Consider the following 17,709-nt stretch of genomic DNA (forward strand, 5'->3'; position numbering starts at 1 on the left):
GGAGCCCGCCATGCGCCTGGCTTTGCCGCTGATCCTCCTGGCCCTACAGCTATTGGCGCTGCCGGCGCGCGCCGACGACGCCTATGATGCGTGCCTGCGCGAGGCCGATGCCAGCATGCCGGAGATGGGCGTCTGCGGCGGTGCGTGGATGGAGCGCGAGGATGCGCGCCTCAACGCGGCGTGGCGGGCGCTCCTGGCGGAACTTCCCGAGGAGGGCCAGCCGATGCTGCGCGACGAGCAGCGGGCATGGCTCACCTATCGCGATCGCACCTGCCTGTTCTATCTGGATCCAGCCGCATACGGTTCCATCGGCCGCCACCTGTCCTACCCGTCCTGCCGGGCCTTCGTCATCGCGCAGCGGACGCAGGCGCTGAACGAGATCCTGGTGTCGGTCGCGCCGCAGTAAGGGAGGGGATCATCACGGGGTCTCCAAGGCCATCGAGGACCCGAACCAGGACATCAACCGGGTGCCCCGCCGGGTGGCGAGGGGCCGGTCTCTCAGGTGATGTCGGTGCCGAAACGGCCGCCGAGGCTACAGCGCGGCGGCCTGCGGGGTGTCCGGGGCGGCCGGTGCTGCGGCGGGCAGACTGAAGGTCGCCGCGATCGGCATATGATCGGAGGCGGTGGGCGCCAGCGTGCCGAGCTTCCGGATCACGATGCCGGGTGTTGCCAGCACATGGTCGATCGGCAGGCCGATATAGGGTGCCAGCGCTCCCGGCAGGGCGCGCGAGAGCCAGGTGAAACCGATGCCCGTCACCGGTGTCGTGCCGCTGGCCGCCGCATAGGTTTCCAGCGCGGCGCTCCACGGCGCAGCGTTGAAGTCGCCGGCGATTAGCACCGGGCCTCGGAGCAGCCCCAGCGTTTCCTGCAAGTCCGCCAGCTGGCGCCAGTGGCCGAAGGGCCAGGGCCATTGCAGATGCTGGGACACGATGGTCGCGACGGTGCCGTTGAAATCGATGCGCCGTGCGGCAAAACCGTTCTCCACGTCGCAATATCCGGTCTCGTCGACGAAAGGGCGCTTCGACAGGATGGCGACATTGCCCTGCGCGAAGGGGCCGCTGCAGTAGAATTGATGCGGGTAAGTGGCCGACAGGGTTTCGAGTCGGGCCTGCCAGTCGCGGCCGGTTTCCTGCAGCGTAACGATGTCCGGCGCTTCGGCTGCGATCCGGCGGATGGCCTCGGCGGGCTCGGCAACGTCGTAGCGCAGATTCATCTGCAGCAGGCGATAGGTCGGCCGCCCCTCGACGGCGTCGGCGGCCATCGGTGTGCTGTCCGGCAGGACATAGGGCGCCACCGTCACGAAGCCGGCGAGTGCCGCGGCGACCGCCAGGGCGCCGGTGATGCGCGGTATGGCCGGGCCGGCGATCAGCGTGGCGACCCCGGCGAGCAGCGCGACGACCGACAGATGGGCGCGAAAATGCCCGACGGAATCGAAGGCGGCGACGCTGCCGCCGAAGAATCCGGCGACGACCGGCAGGGCGCAGACCAGAGCCAGTGCCGCGAGCGTCCGCCGCAGCCAGCGGCGACCGCCGGTTCGCCCGCGCGACGGCGCGTCTGTCGTTCCGGTCCCTGCCATGGTGCCTACTGGAACGCCGTCTCGAAGAAGGAGCGCAGCTTGCGCGAATGCACCCGCTCGGAGGGCAGCTCCGACATCAGCTCCAGCGCCCGCATGCCGATGCGCAGATGCTGGGCCACCTGCCGCTTGTAGAATTCCGTGGCCATGCCCGGCAGCTTCAATTCGCCGTGCAGCGGCTTGTCGGAGACGCAGAGGAGGGTGCCGTAGGGCACGCGGAAGCGGAAGCCGTTGGCCGCGATCGTCGCCGATTCCATGTCGAGGGCGATGGCCCGCGACTGGGACAGGCGCTCGACCGGCTCGCGATGGTCGCGCAGTTCCCAGTTGCGGTTGTCGATGGTGGCGACCGTGCCGGTGCGCATGATCTTCTTCAGCTCGTAGCCGGACAGGCCGGTGACCTCCTCGACGGCCTTCTCCAGCGCCACCTGCACCTCGGCCAAGGCCGGGATCGGCACCCAGACCGGCAGGTCGGCGTCGAGGACGTGATCCTCGCGCACATAGGCGTGGGCCAAGACGTAGTCGCCCAGCTCCTGGCTGTTTCGCAGGCCGGCGCAATGGCCGAGCATCAGCCAGGCATGGGGGCGCAGGACGGCAATGTGGTCGGTGATCGTCTTGGCGTTGGACGGGCCGACGCCGATATTGACCATGGTGATGCCGTGGCCGTCGGCGCGCTTGAGGTGATAGGCCGGCATCTGCGGTAGGCGGGACGGGGCGACGCCCTGATGCGGCTTGGCCTCGCCGGGGCTGGTGACGACATTGCCCGGCTCGACGAATTCGACATAGCCATCGCCGCCGCGCATCATCATCTCGCGCGCCATCATGCAGAATTCGTCGATGTAGAACTGGTAGTTCGTGAACAGGACGAAGTTCTGGAAATGCGCCGGATGGGTCGCGGTGTAGTGCGACAGCCGGTGCAGCGAATAGTCGACGCGCTGGGCTGTGAAGGGCGCCAGCGGCATCTCCTCGCCGGGGCCGGTCTCGTGGTTGCCGTTGACGATGCGGTCGTCGGTGGCTTCGAGATCGGGCACGTCGAAGACGTCGCGCAGCGGCCGGTCGAGCCGTTCGGCCATGCTGCCGTCCACATAGGTACCTTCGCCGAAGGCGAAATGCAGCGGGATCGGCGTGGTGGAATCCCCCACCAGCACCGGCTGGCCGTGATTGCGGATCAGGAGCGCGATCTGGTCCACCAGGTAGCGCTCGAACAGATCCGGCCGGGTCACCGTCGTCGCGTAGCGGCCGGGGCGCGGCACATGGCCGAAGGCGAGGCGCGAATCGACCCGCGCATGGGTCGTCGTGGCCAGCGAGATTTCCGGATAATAGGCACGGTAGCGATGGTCGAGATCACCGTCCTTCAGCACCGCGTCGAAGCTGTCGGACAGGAAGGCGACGGAGCGGCCATAGAGGCGGATGACTTCCTCGACGGCCTCCTGCGCATCCCAGTACGGGCGGCGTTCGGCGGTCTCTGGTGTGACGATGCGGCTCTCGGCCGGGGCGGGAACGATCTCGGTCATGCCCCTGTCTAACCGGCTGTCACGGCAGCGAGAAGACGCCGGGTCTCAAAAACCGCCGGTGGTGTTCTGGAGAACGATGGGATCGCGGACCAGCGGGCAGACGATGCCGCGGCGATAATCGCAATCGTCGCCGGTCAGGGATCCGAAAGCGCTGCCGGGGCGCTCGCCGATGTCCTGCACCAGAAAGCTCAGCACAGTGCCGATCCCGGCGATCAGGACCGTCAGCGCGGTCATTCGTGTCATCATGGTGCCGCCCTACAGCATTTTCGCCACAATTGCACATGGCGCTGAAGCGAGGCTGACACGCGCCCGGCTCGGATGGCCGGGCGCGAGCGGATGAGGGGCCGCGAACGGGGCAGCGTTGCGGCGCGGCGGTGGTCGTCTGCCGGTGCCGATCAGGCGGCGCGGCTCAGAGCTTCACCCAGACCTGCGTCTTGCAGAAGATCTTGAGGGCGCAGCCGGTCAGTTCCAGCTTGCCGCCCTTAACCACGGCATTGCCGTTGTAGGTGCGGTCGTCGCGGGGATCGGTCACCTCGCCCTCGTAATCGGCGCCGCTGCCGGTCATGCGGCCGACGGACTTGCCCTTGTGCTGGCCGGAGATCACCTCGGCGCAATAGGCGCCGCCGCAGCTCGACACCTGCACGATGCCGCCGCCCGGCGCGCGCCATTTGCCGACGATGGGCTCGGCGGCCCATGCGGAGGTGCCGAGCGCCATGGCGGCGGCAGCGGCGATGAGGATCGTCTTCATGGCGGGCTCCGTGGTCTGTTCAGGATCGAACAGACAGAACGCCGCTGCCGCGCCAAGGGTTGCCGCGGACGATACGCCGCCGTGGACGACGGGCATGAACGCATGCCGGTGGCGCCGCCACGCGGTGCGCGGAACGGGCGGGCAGGGAGGCCTGCCCGCCGGGCCGGATCAGAGGCGGGTGAGGCTCTGCGAACGGCAGATCAGGCCGCCGAGGACGCAGCCGGAGACCGACAGCGTGTTGCCGGAGAGCGCGCCCTTGCCGGAATATTCCTTGCCGCCCTTGGTGTAGTCGGTGACCGTGCCGGCGTATTTGCCCTTGCCGGTTGGCTGCATCTGACCGAAGGTTTTCCCCTTGTGGGGGCCGGTCGTGTAGGTCAGGCAGAAGGCGCCGCCGCAGCTGGCGATCTTGGCATTGTAGCCGGACGGCATCTTCCAGTTGCCCTCGATTGGATCGGCGTGCGCGATGCCGCCCATGCCCAGGCCGAGCGCGGCCGCCAGTATCAGTCGCTTCATGTTCTCGCTCCCCATCAGGGCAAGCCGGCATCCTCCTCGACACCGTGACGCTTCCCTTCACGTAAGAGTAAACAAGCCGCTGCAAATGGCAATGCTCGCGCTCCTGCCGGACGCGGGAAATCGGTGATGTGTCCGAAGGCGGAAAATCTGCCGCAAAGGCATGGAATGCGACGGCACGGTTAGCGCGTCGTGAATCTTCCGATACGGCACGGGCCCGTCCGTAGGTCTGATTGTCTCAATGGTTCAGGAGCTTGAGCGCACTTTCCCGAGCCAAATGCTCACACGCATTTATCTCGAATTAATCGCAAACTTTAAGCACCCCTTCAGTCGTCGCGGTCATTCTCGGCCCATCGGACAGCAGCCGATCAACAGCGACAGGGACGCGAAAGACAATGGCTCGCATCGACTTCCAGAACTACGACGACATCTCGGCCAGCGGCGCGGTGTTCGTTGACGCCGACATCCTCTTCGACCTCGGCATGCGCGCGGCCTGCGGCCATGACGGCGCGGTCGATTTCGTCGCCGCCCACATGTATTTCAATCTCGCCGATCGCAAGGGTTCGGACGCGGCCGCCTATCACCGGCAGGACGTCGCCAGCCAGATGTCGAAGGCCGAGGTCGCCGCCGCGCTGCGCGCCGCGCGCCAGTGGATGACCCGTCACTGATCACGCGCGACGCGTCTCCACGGCATCGGGCGCATCGGCGCCCCGCCTCTGACATAAGCGGCGGCCGCCGTCAGGCCGTCCGGGGCCGGCCCACTTCCGCCAGCGCCTCGCCGAGCGCGGTCTCGAAGATCGCCAGATCCTCGTCGCGGCCGACAGTCACGCGGATCATCCGGTCGAGCGGCGCGACGCCCGGCATGCGGATGAACACGCCGCGCCGGATCACGGCTTCCAGAATCGCGCGGGCATGGGCCCCGTTGCCGCCGCAATCCATGGCGACGAAATTGGTCGCCGACGGCAGCGGGATCAGCCCGGCCGACGTGGCGATCTCCGCCAGCCTGCCGCGGGCGGCCACGATCTTCTCCACCGTCCGGCGCAAATAGTCCTGGTCCCGCAACGCCGCGAGCGCGCCGACCTGGGACACACGCGAAATGCCGAAATGGTTGCGGACCTTCTCGAACTGCACGATCGTCTCCGCTTCACCGATGGCATAGGCGATACGCGCGCCGGCGAGGCCATAGGCCTTGGAGAAGGTGCGGAAGCGCAGGAGATTGGGGCGCATGACGCTCATCGCCGGCAGGGCCGAAGCGGGCGCCATGTCGGCATAGGCCTCGTCGAGAACGAGGATCGTCTCCGCCGGCACCGTGTCGATCAGCCGCTCGATCTCCGCCGCCTCGTACCAAGAGCCGGTGGGATTGTCGGGATTGGAGACGTAGAGGAGCTTCGGCTTCAGTTCGCGCGTGCGCGCGATCAGCGCGTCGAGATCCTCGCGGTCGTCGCGATAGGGTACGAAGTCCAGCGCCGCGCCGTGGCCGACCACATGGTAGTTGAAGGTCGGGTAGGCGCCGTGGGAGGTGACCACGCGGTCGCCGGGCTCGCAGGTGAGACGTACCAGCAGGCCGAGCAGCCCGTCGATGCCTTCGCCCACCATGATGTTGTCCGGCGCGAGATCGAGATGCGCCGCCAGCGCCTCCTTCAGGTGGTGATTGGCGGAATCGCCATAGCCCCAGCTGTCGGCGGCGGCCCGCGTCATCGCCTCGATGGCGTTCGGCGACGGGCCGAAGACGCTTTCATTGGCGCCGAGCCGGGCCTTGAAGCGGACGCCGGTCTGCCGCTCCAGCGCTTCCGGCCCGACGAAGGGCACCGAAGCGGGCAGCGATCGCACGAGATCGGTGAAGAGCGGCATGGGGAACTCCGGACGGGAATGGGACGAGCCGTCGCAAGGCGGGACGACGCGGCAGACAGGCGGCCCGGCGGCGATGGCCGGGCCGGGCGGTCAGGCCTTTGGCGTTTTCGCGTTGCCCGGCTCGATCGGGACGAGGCCCTTGGCGAAACGCTGGGCATTGCGGGCGTAATGCTCGGCCGACAGCCTGAGCCCCGCCTCGGCCTTTTCGTCCAGCGTGCGGGCGACCCGCGCCGGCGCGCCGACGATCAGCGAATTGTCGGGGAACTCCTTGCCCTCCGTCACCAGCGCATTGGCGCCGACGATGCAGTTGCGGCCGATCTTGGCGCCGTTGAGCACTGTCGCGCCCATGCCGATCAGCGAATTGTCGCCGATGGTGCAGCCATGGACGATGGCGGCGTGGCCGAGGGTGCAGCCGGCGCCGATGGTCAGCGGAAAGCCGGCATCGCTGTGCAGGGTGCAATTGTCCTGGATGTTGGTGTCGTCGCCGATGGTCATCCATTCGTTGTCGCCGCGCAGCACGGCGCCGAACCAGATGCCGACGTTGCGGCCGAGCCGCACCCGGCCGATGACATGCGCCCCCGGCGCGACGAATACACTGTCGTCTTCCGGCAGTTCCGGCCGGTCTTCGTCGAGCGCGTAAATGGGCATGGGCAACCTCCCGAGCTGATGCGCAGCGAAACTGCGTCAGCGGAGGGCGGGAATCAAGCGCGGCAGCGGCGCCTCATTCGGCGACCGCCTTGAGCATCGGCTTGGTCAGCGACTGGCGCACCGTATCGTAGTCGGCCCACGGATCGGCTTCGTCGAGGCGGGCGAGCACCGTGTCGAGGGTGAAGCCATTGGCAGCGTCGAGCTCGGCGAGTTCGTCCCAGGTAACGGGCGTCGCCACCGGCGCGCCGGCGCGCGAGCGGGTGGAATAGGGCGCGATGGCCGTGGCGCCGCGCTCGTTGCGCAGCCAGTCGATGAAGATCTTTCCGGTGCGCTTGGCCTTGGACATGGTGGCGACATAGCGGTCCGGCTCCTCGCGCGCCTGCAGATGCGCAAAGCCGCGGGCGAAGGCTTTCAGATCGTCCCAGCCCTGGCGCCGTTCCAGCGGCGCGATGACATGAACGCCCTTGCCGCCGGTGACCATGGCGAAGGTCGTGAGGCCGAGATCGGCGAGGCTGTCGCGCAGGTCGAAGGCGGCCTGTTTCACGTCGCCGAAATCGAGGCCCTCGTCGGGATCGAGGTCGAAGACCAGCCGGTCGGGCTTTTCCAGCCTGTCGTTGTGGGCGCCCCAGATGTGGAATTCGAGCGTGTTCATTTGCACGGCGCCGACGAGCCCGGCGGCGCTGCCGACGGTGAGATAATCGGCCTTGCTGCCGTCCTTCTCGGTGACGGCGACGGTCTCGACCGCGTCGGGAAAGCCGCCGCTGTCGTGCTTCTGGAAGAAGCAGCGCTTGTCGCCCCCCTGCGGGCAGCGGACCAGCGACAGCGGCCGGTTGCCGGCATGGGCCAGCATGCGGTCGGCGATCTTCTCGTAATAGAGAGCGAGGTCGCCCTTGGTGACGCCCTGGCCCTCGAAGACGACGCGCCCGGGATGGGTCAGCCGCACGTCGGCCACCCGATCAGGCGCAGCGCCGGTGCTCTGCGGCGACGGAGTCGCCTTCGCGGCGGACTTGCCGCCCTTGCGCCCCGACGCCGGAGCGGATGTCGGCCGTTCGTCGGTCACGTCCCCGGCCTCCTTGTCCTCGCGCAGTCCCTTGAAGACGCCATGGCGGATCGAGCCGTCGGCGGTGATCTCGGCGAATTCGATCTCGGCCACCAGAGTGGGGGTTACGAAGCGGGCGGCGCGCTTAACATCGGAGGCGAGTTCGGCGAAGGGCGAGGTCTTGCGCGCCAGATCGGCGAAGCGGGCCTTCAGATCGGCCATGGCCTCCTCGTCGAAGCCCGAACCGACACGGCCGCGATAGACCAGCGTGTCGCCGTCCGGCACCCCGAGCAGGATCGAGGAGAACGGCCGGCTCTTCTTGTCCGACGGTTTCCAGCCGCCGATGACGAATTCCTGCCGGCGGGTGCATTTCACCTTCAGCCAGTTGCGCGAGCGGCCGCCGCGATAGGGCGCGTCGGCGCGCTTGGCGATGATGCCTTCATGGCCGGAGGCGCAGACCTTCTTGAAGACGGATTCGCCGCTGCCGGTGATGTGCTCGCTGTAGAGCAGCGTCTGGGTCTCGTGGCCGTCGAGGAGATCGCGCAGCGCCGCCTTGCGCTCGGTCAGCGGCTGGTCGCGCAGATCCTCGCCATCGAGATGCAGGAGGTCGAAACAGAAGCAGGAGAGGGGGCCGCCCTCCGACAGATGCTTCTGGAGGGTGGAGAAATCGGTGCCGCCATCGGCGTCGAAGGCGACCACCTCGCCGTCGATCAGCGCGCTGCGGCAGTTCAGGGTCGCGGCGGCCTCGGCGATGCCGGTGAAGCGCTCGGTCCAGTCCTGCTCGTTGCGGGTCCAGCAGCTGACCTTGCCGTCGCCGATGGCGATCAGCACGCGGTAGCCGTCATATTTCATCTCGTGGACCCAGTCGCGCCCGGCCGGTGCCGTATCCACGAGGGTGGCGAGCTGCGGCGGCGAGAAGGCGGGCATGGGCAGCGGCTCGCCGGCCTTGCCCTTGGCGGGTTTTGCCGACGGCTTCTTGTCCTTCGCGGCAGGCTTTGCCTTGGCCGCGGTCGCCTTGCTCTTCTTGCCGCTCGTTTTATGGCTCTCGTCGTCGGCCGTGCGGTCGGTGTCCCAGACGTCGTCGCCCTTGGCAATGGCGGCCATGCTGCGCCCGGTCTTCACGCTCTTGTCGGCCTTCAGGAGATTGCGCCGGCGATCGACCGCCTCGTCCTTCTCCTTGATCAGCAGCCAGTTCTCGCGCTTCTCACCGTTCCGCGGCTTCATCCGCACGAGCGCCCAGTTGCCGCGCATGCGCTCGCCTTCGAGATGCATCTTGAGGCTGCCCTTGGCAAAGCCTTCGTCGGGATCCTCCAGCGGCTCCCAGGTCCCCTGGTCCCAGAGCATCACCGTGCCGCCGCCATACTCACCCTTCGGGATCGTGCCCTCGAAGGTGCCGTAGTCCATCGGGTGGTCTTCGGTGCGCACCGCCAGGCGCTTGTCGGCGGGGTCGAGGCTCGGTCCTTTCGTGACCGCCCAGCTCTTCAGGACGCCTTCCCACTCGATGCGGAAATCGTAGTGAAGGCGCGTGGCGTCATGCTTCTGGACGCAGAAGAACAGACCGTCGCCGGCGATCTTCTCCGCCTCCGAGCCGCTGGGCTCGCGCGTCCTGGCAAAGTCGCGCTTCTGCCGGTAGGTTTCGAGCAGGGCGTCGCTCTTTGCTGCCATGACCGCGACCCGTCAGGCGCTCTTGCGCCGGCTGCTGGGGGCTTTCGCCGTCGAGCCAGACTTCGTCGATTTGCTGCCGCTCGCCTTGGTGCTGCGCGACTTGGCGGTGGTCTTGGCCTTGCTGCCGCGGGCAGACGACGTGCCGGACTTGGAGGTGCCCTTCTTCTCGCCGCTCTCGCCGCCGCCGCCTCCTTCGAGGCTCTTCTTCAAGGTCGCCATCAGGTCGACGACATTGCTGCCCTTGCTGGCCGGTGCCGGCTCGTCGTCCTCGACGGTGACGCGGGCCTTGCCGCCCTTCTTGCGCTTTTCGGCGATCAGCGCCTTGAGCGCCGCGGTGTAGTGGTTCTTGAAGTTCGAGGCATCGAAGGGGGCGGTCTTCTTCTCGATGAGCTGGGTCGCGACGTCGAGGAGATCGCCATCGGTCTCCGCATCGGAGATGTCGGAGAAGATCGTATCGGACTTGCGGATCTCGTCCTCGTAATGGAGCGTCTCGAGCAGGAGGCCCGGCCCGCAGGGGCGCAGCGCCACGAGATATTCCTTGCCGCGCAGCGACAGCTGGCCGAGCCCGGTCTTCTTGGCCTGGCGCAAGGCGTCGCGCACGACGCGGAACGCGTCCTCCGCCAGCTCGTCCTGGGGCACGACGTAATAGGGCTTGTCGAAATAGAGCGGCGGGATCGAGCAGGTGTCGACGAACTGGACGAGCTCCAGCGTCTTCTTGGTCTCGATCTTGACGTCCTCGATCTCCTCGTCGGTGAGCAACACGTAGTCGTCCTTGCCGACCTCGTAGCCCTTGACGATCTCGTCCTTGTCGACCGGACCGATGCCGTCCACCACCTTGTCGTAATGAATGCGCTTGCCGCTCTCGCGATGGATCTGGCGAAAGCTGATCGAGGCGCCGGATTGTGTGGCCGAGAACATCTCGACCGGGATCGAGACGAGGGAAAGCCGGATCTGGCCTTTCCAGATGGGACGAGGCGCCATGCACATACTCCAGACAAGACAGACTGCCGCGCCGGTAGAACGGACGCGGGCGGCGACTCGTTCCCGTTGAGTCACCCGGGCGCACTCCGCGCGCATGCCGCCGGTGAAAAGTGGTTGATGGACCCAGGCTCCGCCGCCGCAACCTTGCGTATCGGCCGGCACTCGGGCAGCACGTTCTGCGAACGCCAGCCTCGCCCTTCGATTCAATCAACCGCGCCAAGCCCTTGATCCGGATTCTCCATACCGCCGACTGGCAGGTCGGAAAGCCCTTCGGCCAGTTCGAGGCCGACCGCCGCGGCGAGCTGCGCGCCGAGCGTTTCGCCGTGGTCGCGCGGATCGCCGCGCTGGCGCAGGCGCGCGGCTGCGACGCGGTGCTGGTGGCGGGCGACGCCTTCGACGACAACACGGTGTCCGACCGCGATCTGCACCGGACAATGGAGGCGATGGCGGGCTTTTCCGGCCCTTGGATCATGCTGCCGGGCAACCACGATGCGGCCTTGAGCGAATCCGTCTGGACGCGGCTGCGTCGGCGCAGCGGCCAGGCTTCGGTGGTCATCGCCGACCGGCCGGAGCCGATCGATTTGAAGGACGGCGCGGCGGTGATCCTGCCGGCGCCGCTGACCCGCCGCCACGAGGGCGCCGATCTGACAGCCTGGTTCGACCATGCCGAGACGTCCGGCGCCGTCCGCATCGGGCTGGCTCACGGCTCGGTCGCCAACCGGCTGCCGGCCAAGGCCGAATCCGGCAATCCGATCGCCGACGACCGCACCGAACGGGCGCGGCTCGACTATCTGGCGCTCGGCGACTGGCACGGTTTCGTCGAGATCGCGCTGCGCACGGTCTATGCCGGCACGCCCGAGCCGGACCACTATCCGGCCAACGAGCCCGGCCATGTGGCGATCGTCGAGATCGACGGGCCGGGCGCAGCGCCGCGTATCGAGCGGGTGCGCACCGCCCGCTTCGATTGGCGCGCGATGGAACTCCGGCTCGACGGCGCCATCGACGGCCTCGACGCGGCACTGGCGGAACTGACCCGTCCCGGCGAGACGCTGCTCGACCTGACCCTGACCGGCAGCCTGCCGCTGCGCGAGCGGGTGCGGCTGGACGCGGCGCTAGGCGAGTGGTCGGCGCGGCTTTTCGATCTCCGGCTGCGCGACGCCGGGCTGATCGACGAGCCGGATGCAGAGGATCTCGACCTGATCGATGTCGGCGGCTTCGTGCGCGTGGCCATCGACCGGCTGCGCGAACGGGCCGCCGATCCGCAGGACCCCGAGCGCGCCGCCGCGCAGCTGGCGCTGCGCATGGCCTATGTCGAGCACCGCCGGCTGCTGGGCCCCGCGGCCGACGGCTCCGGCGCGGCGAAGGGCTGAGCCATGTATCTGAAGTCGCTTCGCCTCACCGATTTCGCCGGCATCCGCTCGGCCGAACTGCCGCTGATCGAGCCGGGGCTCAACGTCATCGTCGGCGACAACGAGGCCGGCAAGTCGACGCTCTTGACCGCGCTGCGCGCCGCCTTCTTCCAGAAGCACCGGGCTGGCGGCGAGGCGGTGAAGGCGCTCGGACCCTATGATCGGCAGGCACGGCCCGAGGTCGAGGTCGGCTTCGAGATCGACGGGACGAGCTACACGCTGACCAAGGCCTTCCTGCAGCGGCCGGCGGCCGAACTCGTCTGGGCCGGCGGCACGCTGTCGGGCGACGCGGTGGAAGAGCATCTCGCCGAGTTGTTCCGCTTCACCCATCCGGGCGCGGGCGAGCCGAAGCTCGACAAGCACCAGGGCGCCTTCGGCTTGCTGTGGGTCGAGCAGGGGCGTTCGACCGGCGGTCTCGACGTCGGTGTCGGCCGGGACGCGGTGACGGCTTCGCTGGAAGGCGAGGTGGGGCAGATTCTCGGCGGCGAACGCGGGCGCAGCCTGATCGCCAGCGCCAAGGCGCTGCAGGACCGCTTCTTTACCGAGACGCTGAAGGTCGCCCGGTCATCGCCGGTGCGCGAGACGGAAGAGCGTCTCTCCGAGCTGCGCGACGAGCTGTCCGCCAAGACGGCGCTCTGGCGCGACTTCCAGGATCGGCTCGACCGGCTGGAGGAGCGCCGGCGCAAGCTGCGCGCCTATGAGCGCGACGCCGCCCTGCCGAAGGCCGAGCAGGCGCTCGAGGCGGCGGAAGCGGCGGCGGTCCGCGCGGAAAACCTCGACCGGGAATGCGGCGAGGCCGAGCGCGACGTGCAGCATGCGCTGGCGCGGCGCGATGCGGCGGCCGAGCGCCTGTCCCAACGCGAAAAGCTGATGGCGACCGTGGCCGAGGCGGCGCGGGTGGCCGGGGAGACCGCGGCTACCCTCGACGAATTGCGGACGGCCGGTGTCGAGGAACGGGCCGGGCTGGAGCGGGCGGAAGCAGCGCGCGAGGCCGCGCGGCTGGGCGCCGAACAGGCCGACGCCGCCGACGAGGCGCAGCGTTCGCGCGCCGAGGTGAAGCGCCTGACCGACGAGATCGCTGCGCTGGAGCGCCGCCTGACGGAAGGCCGGATGCTGGACGCGCGCCTCGCCGAGCTGCGCCGGCCCGACGGCGCCTCGGCGATCGACGCGGCTGCGATCAAGGCCCTCGATACGGCCGACCAGCGGGTGCGCGATGCCGCGGTCCGCCTGTCGGTGGCTGCACCGACCATCCGGTTCGAGCCGGAAGGCGATGCCTGCGTCACCGATCCGGCCGGGCAGGCCGTGGCGCCCGGCGCCGCCGTCCGGGTGACGGTCCCCACCGGCTTCACGCTCGACGGCTTCGGCCGGATCGTGGTGGAGCCCGGCGGCGACGCCGAGACCCTGCGCCATGAAAGCGAAGCGTCGGCGGCCGAGCGCGCGGCCCTCCTGAAACGCTTCGGCGTCGAATCGACCGATGCGGCGCGCGCCCGCGCCAGGGTCGCCGAAGAGCGCCGGATCGAGGCGGTGGCGCTAACCCGGCAGCTTACAGCGCTTCTGCCCGAGGGCGTGGCGAAGGCAGTCTCGGCGCTGGATGAGTTGCGAAGCGACCTCGCGCGCGTTGCAGCAGCATCGCCGGAAGCTGGGGAGCAAAGCGCCGGGCCGGTTGCGGCGGACGGCGAGCGCATCCGGCAGATCCGCCAGGAAGCGCGCCGGCGCCTCGACGCGGCCGGCGCCGAGCTGGAGCAGGTGCGCCGGGCCGCATCCGGCAGTCTTGCCAGGATTGCCGCGGCAGAATCGGAAGCCGGTTTCCGGCGGGCGGAGGCCGATCGCCTGCGCCGCGATCTTGCCGAAGCCGAAGCCGTCCGGCCCCGCACGGCACTGGCCGACGATCTGGCGGCCGCCGAGCTGGAGCGTTCGGCCAAGGCCGCCGTTGCGGCGATGCGCCAGCGCGAACGCGACAACGCCGATCCGGAGACGGTGCGCCTTACCCTGACGACGCGCAGGAAGGCACTCGAATCGATCCGCCGCGACATGGCGGCGCTGAAGGACGAAGCGCTGACGCTGGAAGGCGAACTGCGTGCCCAGGGCGCCGCCGGCCTCGGCGAGGAGATCGCCCGCCTCGAGGGCGAGATCGGCACGCTGGAGACGCGGCTTTCGCGTCTCCAGCTCGAAGCCGACGCCTCGCGTCTGCTGCACAGCACATTGATCGGCGCGCAGCGCGAGGCGCGCGAGCACTGGCTGGGGCCGATCAAGACCCAGGTCGCGCCGTATCTGAAGCTGATCCATCCCGGCACCGAGATCGAGCTCGACGACACCACGCTGGAAATCCGCAGCCTGCACCGGGCCGGCGTTGCGGAGGATTTCCGCCGCCTGTCGGCGGGCGCGCGGGAACAGGTGGCGGTCGTCACCCGCATCGCGCTGGCCCATGTCCTGAAGAAGGGCGGGCATCCGGCCGCGGTGATCCTTGACGACGCGCTGGTCAATACGGACGAGAAGCGGTTGGAGCGGATGCATCTCGTCCTGCAGAAGGCGGCAGAGGATCTGCAGATCATCGTCCTGACCTGCCGAGAGCGGGACTTCCGCGACCTCGGGGCGCCGATCTTCCGACTCTGACCCGCTGGCAGACCGCTTCGGGGCGGGAATCACCCGCGCCGCATTTCGGGCCGCGAAGGGGCAAAAGCGGTTTGGAGGGCCTGTTTCGCGCGGCCCACGACCCTGCAAAGCCCCGGGCAAGGGGCGTCAGCGAAGGCCGCAAACCCCTGCAAGCCGGCGTTTCTTAACAAGTGGTGAATGAAAAAGTGGCATCCCCGCAACAGGGGTGTGTCCAAAGCACCCCAGAAGCCCCAATGTGGCATTTAGGCGATTGCATCCAGAACGCTGGTGGATATTGTCGCCACAGAGAGATCGAGGGGGCATTCGCTTCGGACTTTCGCACAGGGGATGGGGCAGGGAAGGCTGTCCTTCGTATAAGGCCCAACCCTAACCTATAAAAAATGACTGGAGGTCAGGACATGAACATTAAGAGCCTTCTTCTCGGCTCCGCTGCGGCTCTCGTCGCAGTCTCCGGCGCCCGCGCTGCGGACGTCATTATGCCGGTTGCTCCGGAGCCGGTCGACTACGTTCGCGTTTGCGACGTTTACGGCACGGGCTTCTACTACATCCCGGGCACCGAGACCTGCCTGTCGATCAACGGCTACGTACGCTTCCAGTACAACGTCGCTGGCGGCATCGAAGACGACTTCGGCAACGATCTGCTTACGAACTCTGATGGCGACAACTATCAGGCCGGCTCCGTGGTCCGCGTCCGCCTGAATTTCGACGCTCGTGAAGAGACCGAGCTCGGCACTCTGCGCGCTTACGCTCGCGTCCAGGCTCAGAACGCCGGTGGCGCCTACAGCAACGACGCCAGCTACAACATGGACATGGGCTTCATCCAGCTCGGTGGCCTGACCATGGGTTACCTGGATACCCTGTGGACCGAGGGCGACGGCCTGCTGACCGACACGGACCTGCCGGTTGGTGATTACCAGACCAACCGCATCTCCTACACCTACGCTGCAAACGGCTTCACCGCCGCTCTGTCGCTCGAAGATGATGCAACGGGCAATTTCGCACCGGACGTCGTGGGTCGCTTGGCCTATGCCGGTGGCTGGGGTTCGGTCTACCTTGCTGGTTCTTATGACGAGCAGGTTGATGGTCGTCTCCTGACTCCGGCTTCGTTCACTGCTGCTGCTGCTTCGGGCTTGCAGGTTAACAGCGCTGGTGTGATCGTCCCTGCTTCGGCGACTTTCGTGAGCGGTATCGACCCAACCACTGATGACGGTGCTTTCGCTCTGAAGGCCGGTCTGTCCCTCACGGACCTGATCGCAGCCGACTCCGAGCTGAAGATTGAGGGTTCCTACGCCTTCGATCCGTCGAGCTACTCCACGATCGGCCTGTTCTCGAATCGTGCGACGCTCGGCACCCAGCTCGACCTCCTGACGGGGACGCTGCCGGTCGAATGGCAGATCGGCGCCGGTTACGCTCAGCAGTTCGGCAAGCTCGGCGTTGCGGTTTCGGGTGTCTACGGTGAGACCTTCGACACCTACCGCTACACGAACGCCACCACCTTCTCGAACCGTGGCGATGGTGAGTACTACAAGCTGGTCGGTAACGTCGGCTACGAGATCACCAACAACTTCGACATGCTGGCTGAGATCTCCTACGCCAACATCGACTTCGACGGCCAGAACGGCTTCGTCGATAACTCGCTCGACCAGACGGCGGGCTTCCTCCGCTTCGTCCGCTCCTTCTAATAGAGCAGACATATCGTCTAGAGAGCCCGGCGTTCGCGCCGGGCTCTTTTTGTTTGCGGACGTGACAGTCACAGCAGACGTCCGTGCAGCGGTTTAGTACCCCGGTCCGGCGACCGGCGGTTGCCGCGCTGCACACTCCCACTAGCTAGTCCCGCATCTTCATCGACTGCGGAGCCGGCCAGATGACGTCCTTCCTTGGCAAGTTGATCGTGCTTGCCGCCACGACCGCGGGTCTCACCCGACTGTCCCGCCTTCTTCGCGGCGACAGCGGCCGGGCAGGGCCCACAGGGCCCAGGGACGACAAGACCTCCCAACCTGCCGAGACACCGGCCTCCGCGCGCGCAGACGCGGCCGAGGCCGTCGACGATGCTGCGGCGGGGCCGGCACCTGCTGCGCCCAAGACCGACGCGCAGGGCGTTGCCGATCAGGACGTGCCGTCCTCATCGAACGCCGGGGGCGCAGGCTCCTCGGACGCAGAGGTTGTCGCCAAACCTGACGCCGCGCCCAAGTCTGCGGCACCGCTACCGGCGGAAGACCCGCTCGCCGCCAAGCACCGGGCCGCACCCTTCGACCGCAATTTCCGCTCGGTGGACTACACCCGATTGTCGCAGGACCGGGCGACGATCGCCCAGGACCGCGCGCGTCAGCGGCGCATGCATTCAACCTGGAGCCCGCCGCCGCCGGACCAGAGGCGTCCGGCCGAACCCAGCCAGTCTGGTGTCTTCTCGAATTTCGGCGGCAGCGTCATCGCGGCGGAGGTGATCCGGGGTGGCGAGGCCGGGCGCGTTCCCGATCCCATGCCGCAGCTGCCTGGCGAACGGATCGCGTTCTCCGGGCCGCATCCCGATGCGCCGACGCCCGATCTCGCCGATCGCGAAGGCATACCGGCCGATCCGCTGGCGGTGAAGCACCGTTCCGAGCGTTTCGACCAGGATTTCAGGACGGTGGACTATGCCAATCTCGACGGCGGCGAAGCGACGCCCGGGATGGTCGAGGACGGCAGTGCCGTGCCGCCGGCCCTGACGCGGGTGACCGCCGATGACGGGACCTATGTCGCCGCGTTCCGCACGGCCGGAGGGCCGGCGTCGTTGCGCGGCGCGCCGGCGAGCGCGGACATGGAGCCGGACCCGGACGCAGACAGCTCGACCGGTGGGGGCGGCAAGGATGCAGGTGTCGAGGCGGCGCCTGATGTCGGGGCCGTCGATGGGTCGGTGACCGACGCTGGAGCGGGCGCGCATGCGCCGGACGATCTCACGCAGATCAAGGGGATCGGCCCGACGGTGGAGCGTCTCCTGTTCGAGCAGGGCATCTTTCGCTACGACCAGATCGCGGCGCTCGGCGAGAGCGAGATCGCGGCGATCGAAGCGGCGATCGGCTTCAGCGGCCGGATCGGCCGGGAGGCCTGGGTCGAACAGGCCCGTGCCCTGTCACAGGGCAGGGCGGCCGGCTGAGGCCGGCGCGCCTGCGATGTCAGGGGCT

At 68.1% G+C, this 17,709-nt stretch carries 15 protein-coding genes; 6 read left to right on the plus strand and 9 right to left on the minus strand.

The window, feature by feature from the left end; genetic code table 11:
• Positions 1 to 10: 10 nt before the first annotated feature.
• A complete protein-coding gene (locus tag SI859A1_RS20215; protein ID WP_050767454.1) occupies positions 11 to 406 on the plus strand; it encodes a lysozyme inhibitor LprI family protein in 396 nt (131 codons plus the stop codon).
• A gap of 126 nt (positions 407 to 532) precedes the next feature.
• Here SI859A1_RS20215 and SI859A1_RS05950 read toward each other — a convergent pair whose 3' ends face one another.
• The 5 genes from SI859A1_RS05950 to SI859A1_RS05970 form a co-directional block, all read right to left on the minus strand.
• On the minus strand, positions 533 to 1,576 hold the full coding sequence (locus tag SI859A1_RS05950) for an endonuclease/exonuclease/phosphatase family protein (RefSeq protein WP_009208933.1): 1,044 nt from the start codon (positions 1,574 to 1,576) through the stop codon (positions 533 to 535).
• Positions 1,577 to 1,581: 5 nt separating this feature from the next.
• Positions 1,582 to 3,084 carry an AMP nucleosidase gene (locus SI859A1_RS05955; protein ID WP_009208934.1) on the minus strand — a complete coding sequence of 501 codons (1,503 nt, stop codon included), beginning with the start codon at positions 3,082 to 3,084 and terminating at the stop codon, positions 1,582 to 1,584.
• Between the two features lie 45 nt (positions 3,085 to 3,129).
• Positions 3,130 to 3,318, minus strand: a complete 189-nt coding sequence (locus SI859A1_RS05960) for a hypothetical protein (protein WP_024348697.1) — start codon at positions 3,316 to 3,318, stop codon at positions 3,130 to 3,132.
• 175 nt (positions 3,319 to 3,493) lie between these two features.
• Positions 3,494 to 3,832, minus strand: a complete 339-nt coding sequence (locus SI859A1_RS05965) for a DUF2147 domain-containing protein (protein WP_040325410.1) — start codon at positions 3,830 to 3,832, stop codon at positions 3,494 to 3,496.
• Positions 3,833 to 4,000: 168 nt separating this feature from the next.
• The gene (locus tag SI859A1_RS05970) at positions 4,001 to 4,345 is read right to left on the minus strand and encodes a DUF2147 domain-containing protein (protein WP_040326344.1); all 345 of its coding nucleotides are present in this window, start codon (positions 4,343 to 4,345) and stop codon (positions 4,001 to 4,003) included.
• A gap of 392 nt (positions 4,346 to 4,737) precedes the next feature.
• On the opposite strand from SI859A1_RS05970, the gene SI859A1_RS05975 reads away from it, so the two are divergent.
• On the plus strand, positions 4,738 to 5,010 hold the full coding sequence (locus SI859A1_RS05975) for a hypothetical protein (protein ID WP_024348694.1): 273 nt from the start codon (positions 4,738 to 4,740) through the stop codon (positions 5,008 to 5,010).
• A 70-nt stretch (positions 5,011 to 5,080) separates the two neighbouring features.
• Here the strand turns inward: SI859A1_RS05975 and SI859A1_RS05980 are convergent, their stop codons facing one another.
• From SI859A1_RS05980 to ku, 4 genes are all read right to left on the minus strand, one after another.
• Positions 5,081 to 6,193, minus strand: coding sequence for a pyridoxal phosphate-dependent aminotransferase (locus SI859A1_RS05980; RefSeq protein WP_009208936.1), 1,113 nt, complete (start codon positions 6,191 to 6,193; stop codon positions 5,081 to 5,083).
• A gap of 90 nt (positions 6,194 to 6,283) precedes the next feature.
• Entirely contained in the window at positions 6,284 to 6,841 is a 558-nt protein-coding gene (locus SI859A1_RS05985) for a gamma carbonic anhydrase family protein (protein WP_009208937.1), read from the minus strand.
• A 73-nt stretch (positions 6,842 to 6,914) separates the two neighbouring features.
• Complete coding sequence (gene ligD, locus SI859A1_RS05990; protein ID WP_009208938.1) at positions 6,915 to 9,545, minus strand: DNA ligase D; 2,631 nt, start codon at positions 9,543 to 9,545, stop codon at positions 6,915 to 6,917.
• A 12-nt stretch (positions 9,546 to 9,557) separates the two neighbouring features.
• Positions 9,558 to 10,526 carry a non-homologous end joining protein Ku gene (ku, locus tag SI859A1_RS05995; RefSeq protein WP_009208939.1) on the minus strand — a complete coding sequence of 323 codons (969 nt, stop codon included), beginning with the start codon at positions 10,524 to 10,526 and terminating at the stop codon, positions 9,558 to 9,560.
• Positions 10,527 to 10,750: 224 nt separating this feature from the next.
• Here ku and SI859A1_RS06000 point away from each other — a divergent pair, with 224 nt between their 5' ends.
• The 4 genes from SI859A1_RS06000 to SI859A1_RS20220 all read left to right on the plus strand — a co-directional run bounded on the left by SI859A1_RS06000 (position 10,751) and on the right by SI859A1_RS20220 (position 17,681).
• Positions 10,751 to 11,896, plus strand: coding sequence for a metallophosphoesterase family protein (locus SI859A1_RS06000; protein WP_040325413.1), 1,146 nt, complete (start codon positions 10,751 to 10,753; stop codon positions 11,894 to 11,896).
• A 3-nt stretch (positions 11,897 to 11,899) separates the two neighbouring features.
• The gene (locus tag SI859A1_RS20790) at positions 11,900 to 14,548 is read left to right on the plus strand and encodes an AAA family ATPase (RefSeq protein ID WP_081451338.1); all 2,649 of its coding nucleotides are present in this window, start codon (positions 11,900 to 11,902) and stop codon (positions 14,546 to 14,548) included.
• 398 nt (positions 14,549 to 14,946) lie between these two features.
• Positions 14,947 to 16,230 carry a porin gene (locus tag SI859A1_RS06010; RefSeq protein ID WP_040325415.1) on the plus strand — a complete coding sequence of 428 codons (1,284 nt, stop codon included), beginning with the start codon at positions 14,947 to 14,949 and terminating at the stop codon, positions 16,228 to 16,230.
• A gap of 182 nt (positions 16,231 to 16,412) precedes the next feature.
• Positions 16,413 to 17,681: a helix-hairpin-helix domain-containing protein gene (locus tag SI859A1_RS20220; protein ID WP_009208943.1), complete on the plus strand. Its 1,269-nt coding sequence runs from the start codon at positions 16,413 to 16,415 to the stop codon at positions 17,679 to 17,681.
• Positions 17,682 to 17,709: the final 28 nt, after the last annotated feature.

The organism is Aurantimonas manganoxydans SI85-9A1 (genome assembly GCF_000153465.1).
Classification (GTDB): Bacteria; Pseudomonadota; Alphaproteobacteria; order Rhizobiales; family Rhizobiaceae; genus Aurantimonas; species Aurantimonas manganoxydans.

Coding starts and splice junctions, on each gene's coding strand:
- SI859A1_RS20215 (WP_050767454.1), top strand. CDS start 11: ATGCGCCTGGCTTTGCCGCTGATCCTCCTGGCCCTACAGCTATTGGCG.
- SI859A1_RS05950 (WP_009208933.1), bottom strand. CDS start 1,576: ATGGCAGGGACCGGAACGACAGACGCGCCGTCGCGCGGGCGAACCGGC.
- SI859A1_RS05955 (WP_009208934.1), bottom strand. CDS start 3,084: ATGACCGAGATCGTTCCCGCCCCGGCCGAGAGCCGCATCGTCACACCA.
- SI859A1_RS05960 (WP_024348697.1), bottom strand. CDS start 3,318: ATGACCGCGCTGACGGTCCTGATCGCCGGGATCGGCACTGTGCTGAGC.
- SI859A1_RS05965 (WP_040325410.1), bottom strand. CDS start 3,832: ATGAAGACGATCCTCATCGCCGCTGCCGCCGCCATGGCGCTCGGCACC.
- SI859A1_RS05970 (WP_040326344.1), bottom strand. CDS start 4,345: ATGAAGCGACTGATACTGGCGGCCGCGCTCGGCCTGGGCATGGGCGGC.
- SI859A1_RS05975 (WP_024348694.1), top strand. CDS start 4,738: ATGGCTCGCATCGACTTCCAGAACTACGACGACATCTCGGCCAGCGGC.
- SI859A1_RS05980 (WP_009208936.1), bottom strand. CDS start 6,193: ATGCCGCTCTTCACCGATCTCGTGCGATCGCTGCCCGCTTCGGTGCCC.
- SI859A1_RS05985 (WP_009208937.1), bottom strand. CDS start 6,841: ATGCCCATTTACGCGCTCGACGAAGACCGGCCGGAACTGCCGGAAGAC.
- ligD (WP_009208938.1), bottom strand. CDS start 9,545: ATGGCAGCAAAGAGCGACGCCCTGCTCGAAACCTACCGGCAGAAGCGC.
- ku (WP_009208939.1), bottom strand. CDS start 10,526: ATGGCGCCTCGTCCCATCTGGAAAGGCCAGATCCGGCTTTCCCTCGTC.
- SI859A1_RS20790 (WP_081451338.1), top strand. CDS start 11,900: ATGTATCTGAAGTCGCTTCGCCTCACCGATTTCGCCGGCATCCGCTCG.
- SI859A1_RS06010 (WP_040325415.1), top strand. CDS start 14,947: ATGAACATTAAGAGCCTTCTTCTCGGCTCCGCTGCGGCTCTCGTCGCA.
- SI859A1_RS20220 (WP_009208943.1), top strand. CDS start 16,413: ATGACGTCCTTCCTTGGCAAGTTGATCGTGCTTGCCGCCACGACCGCG.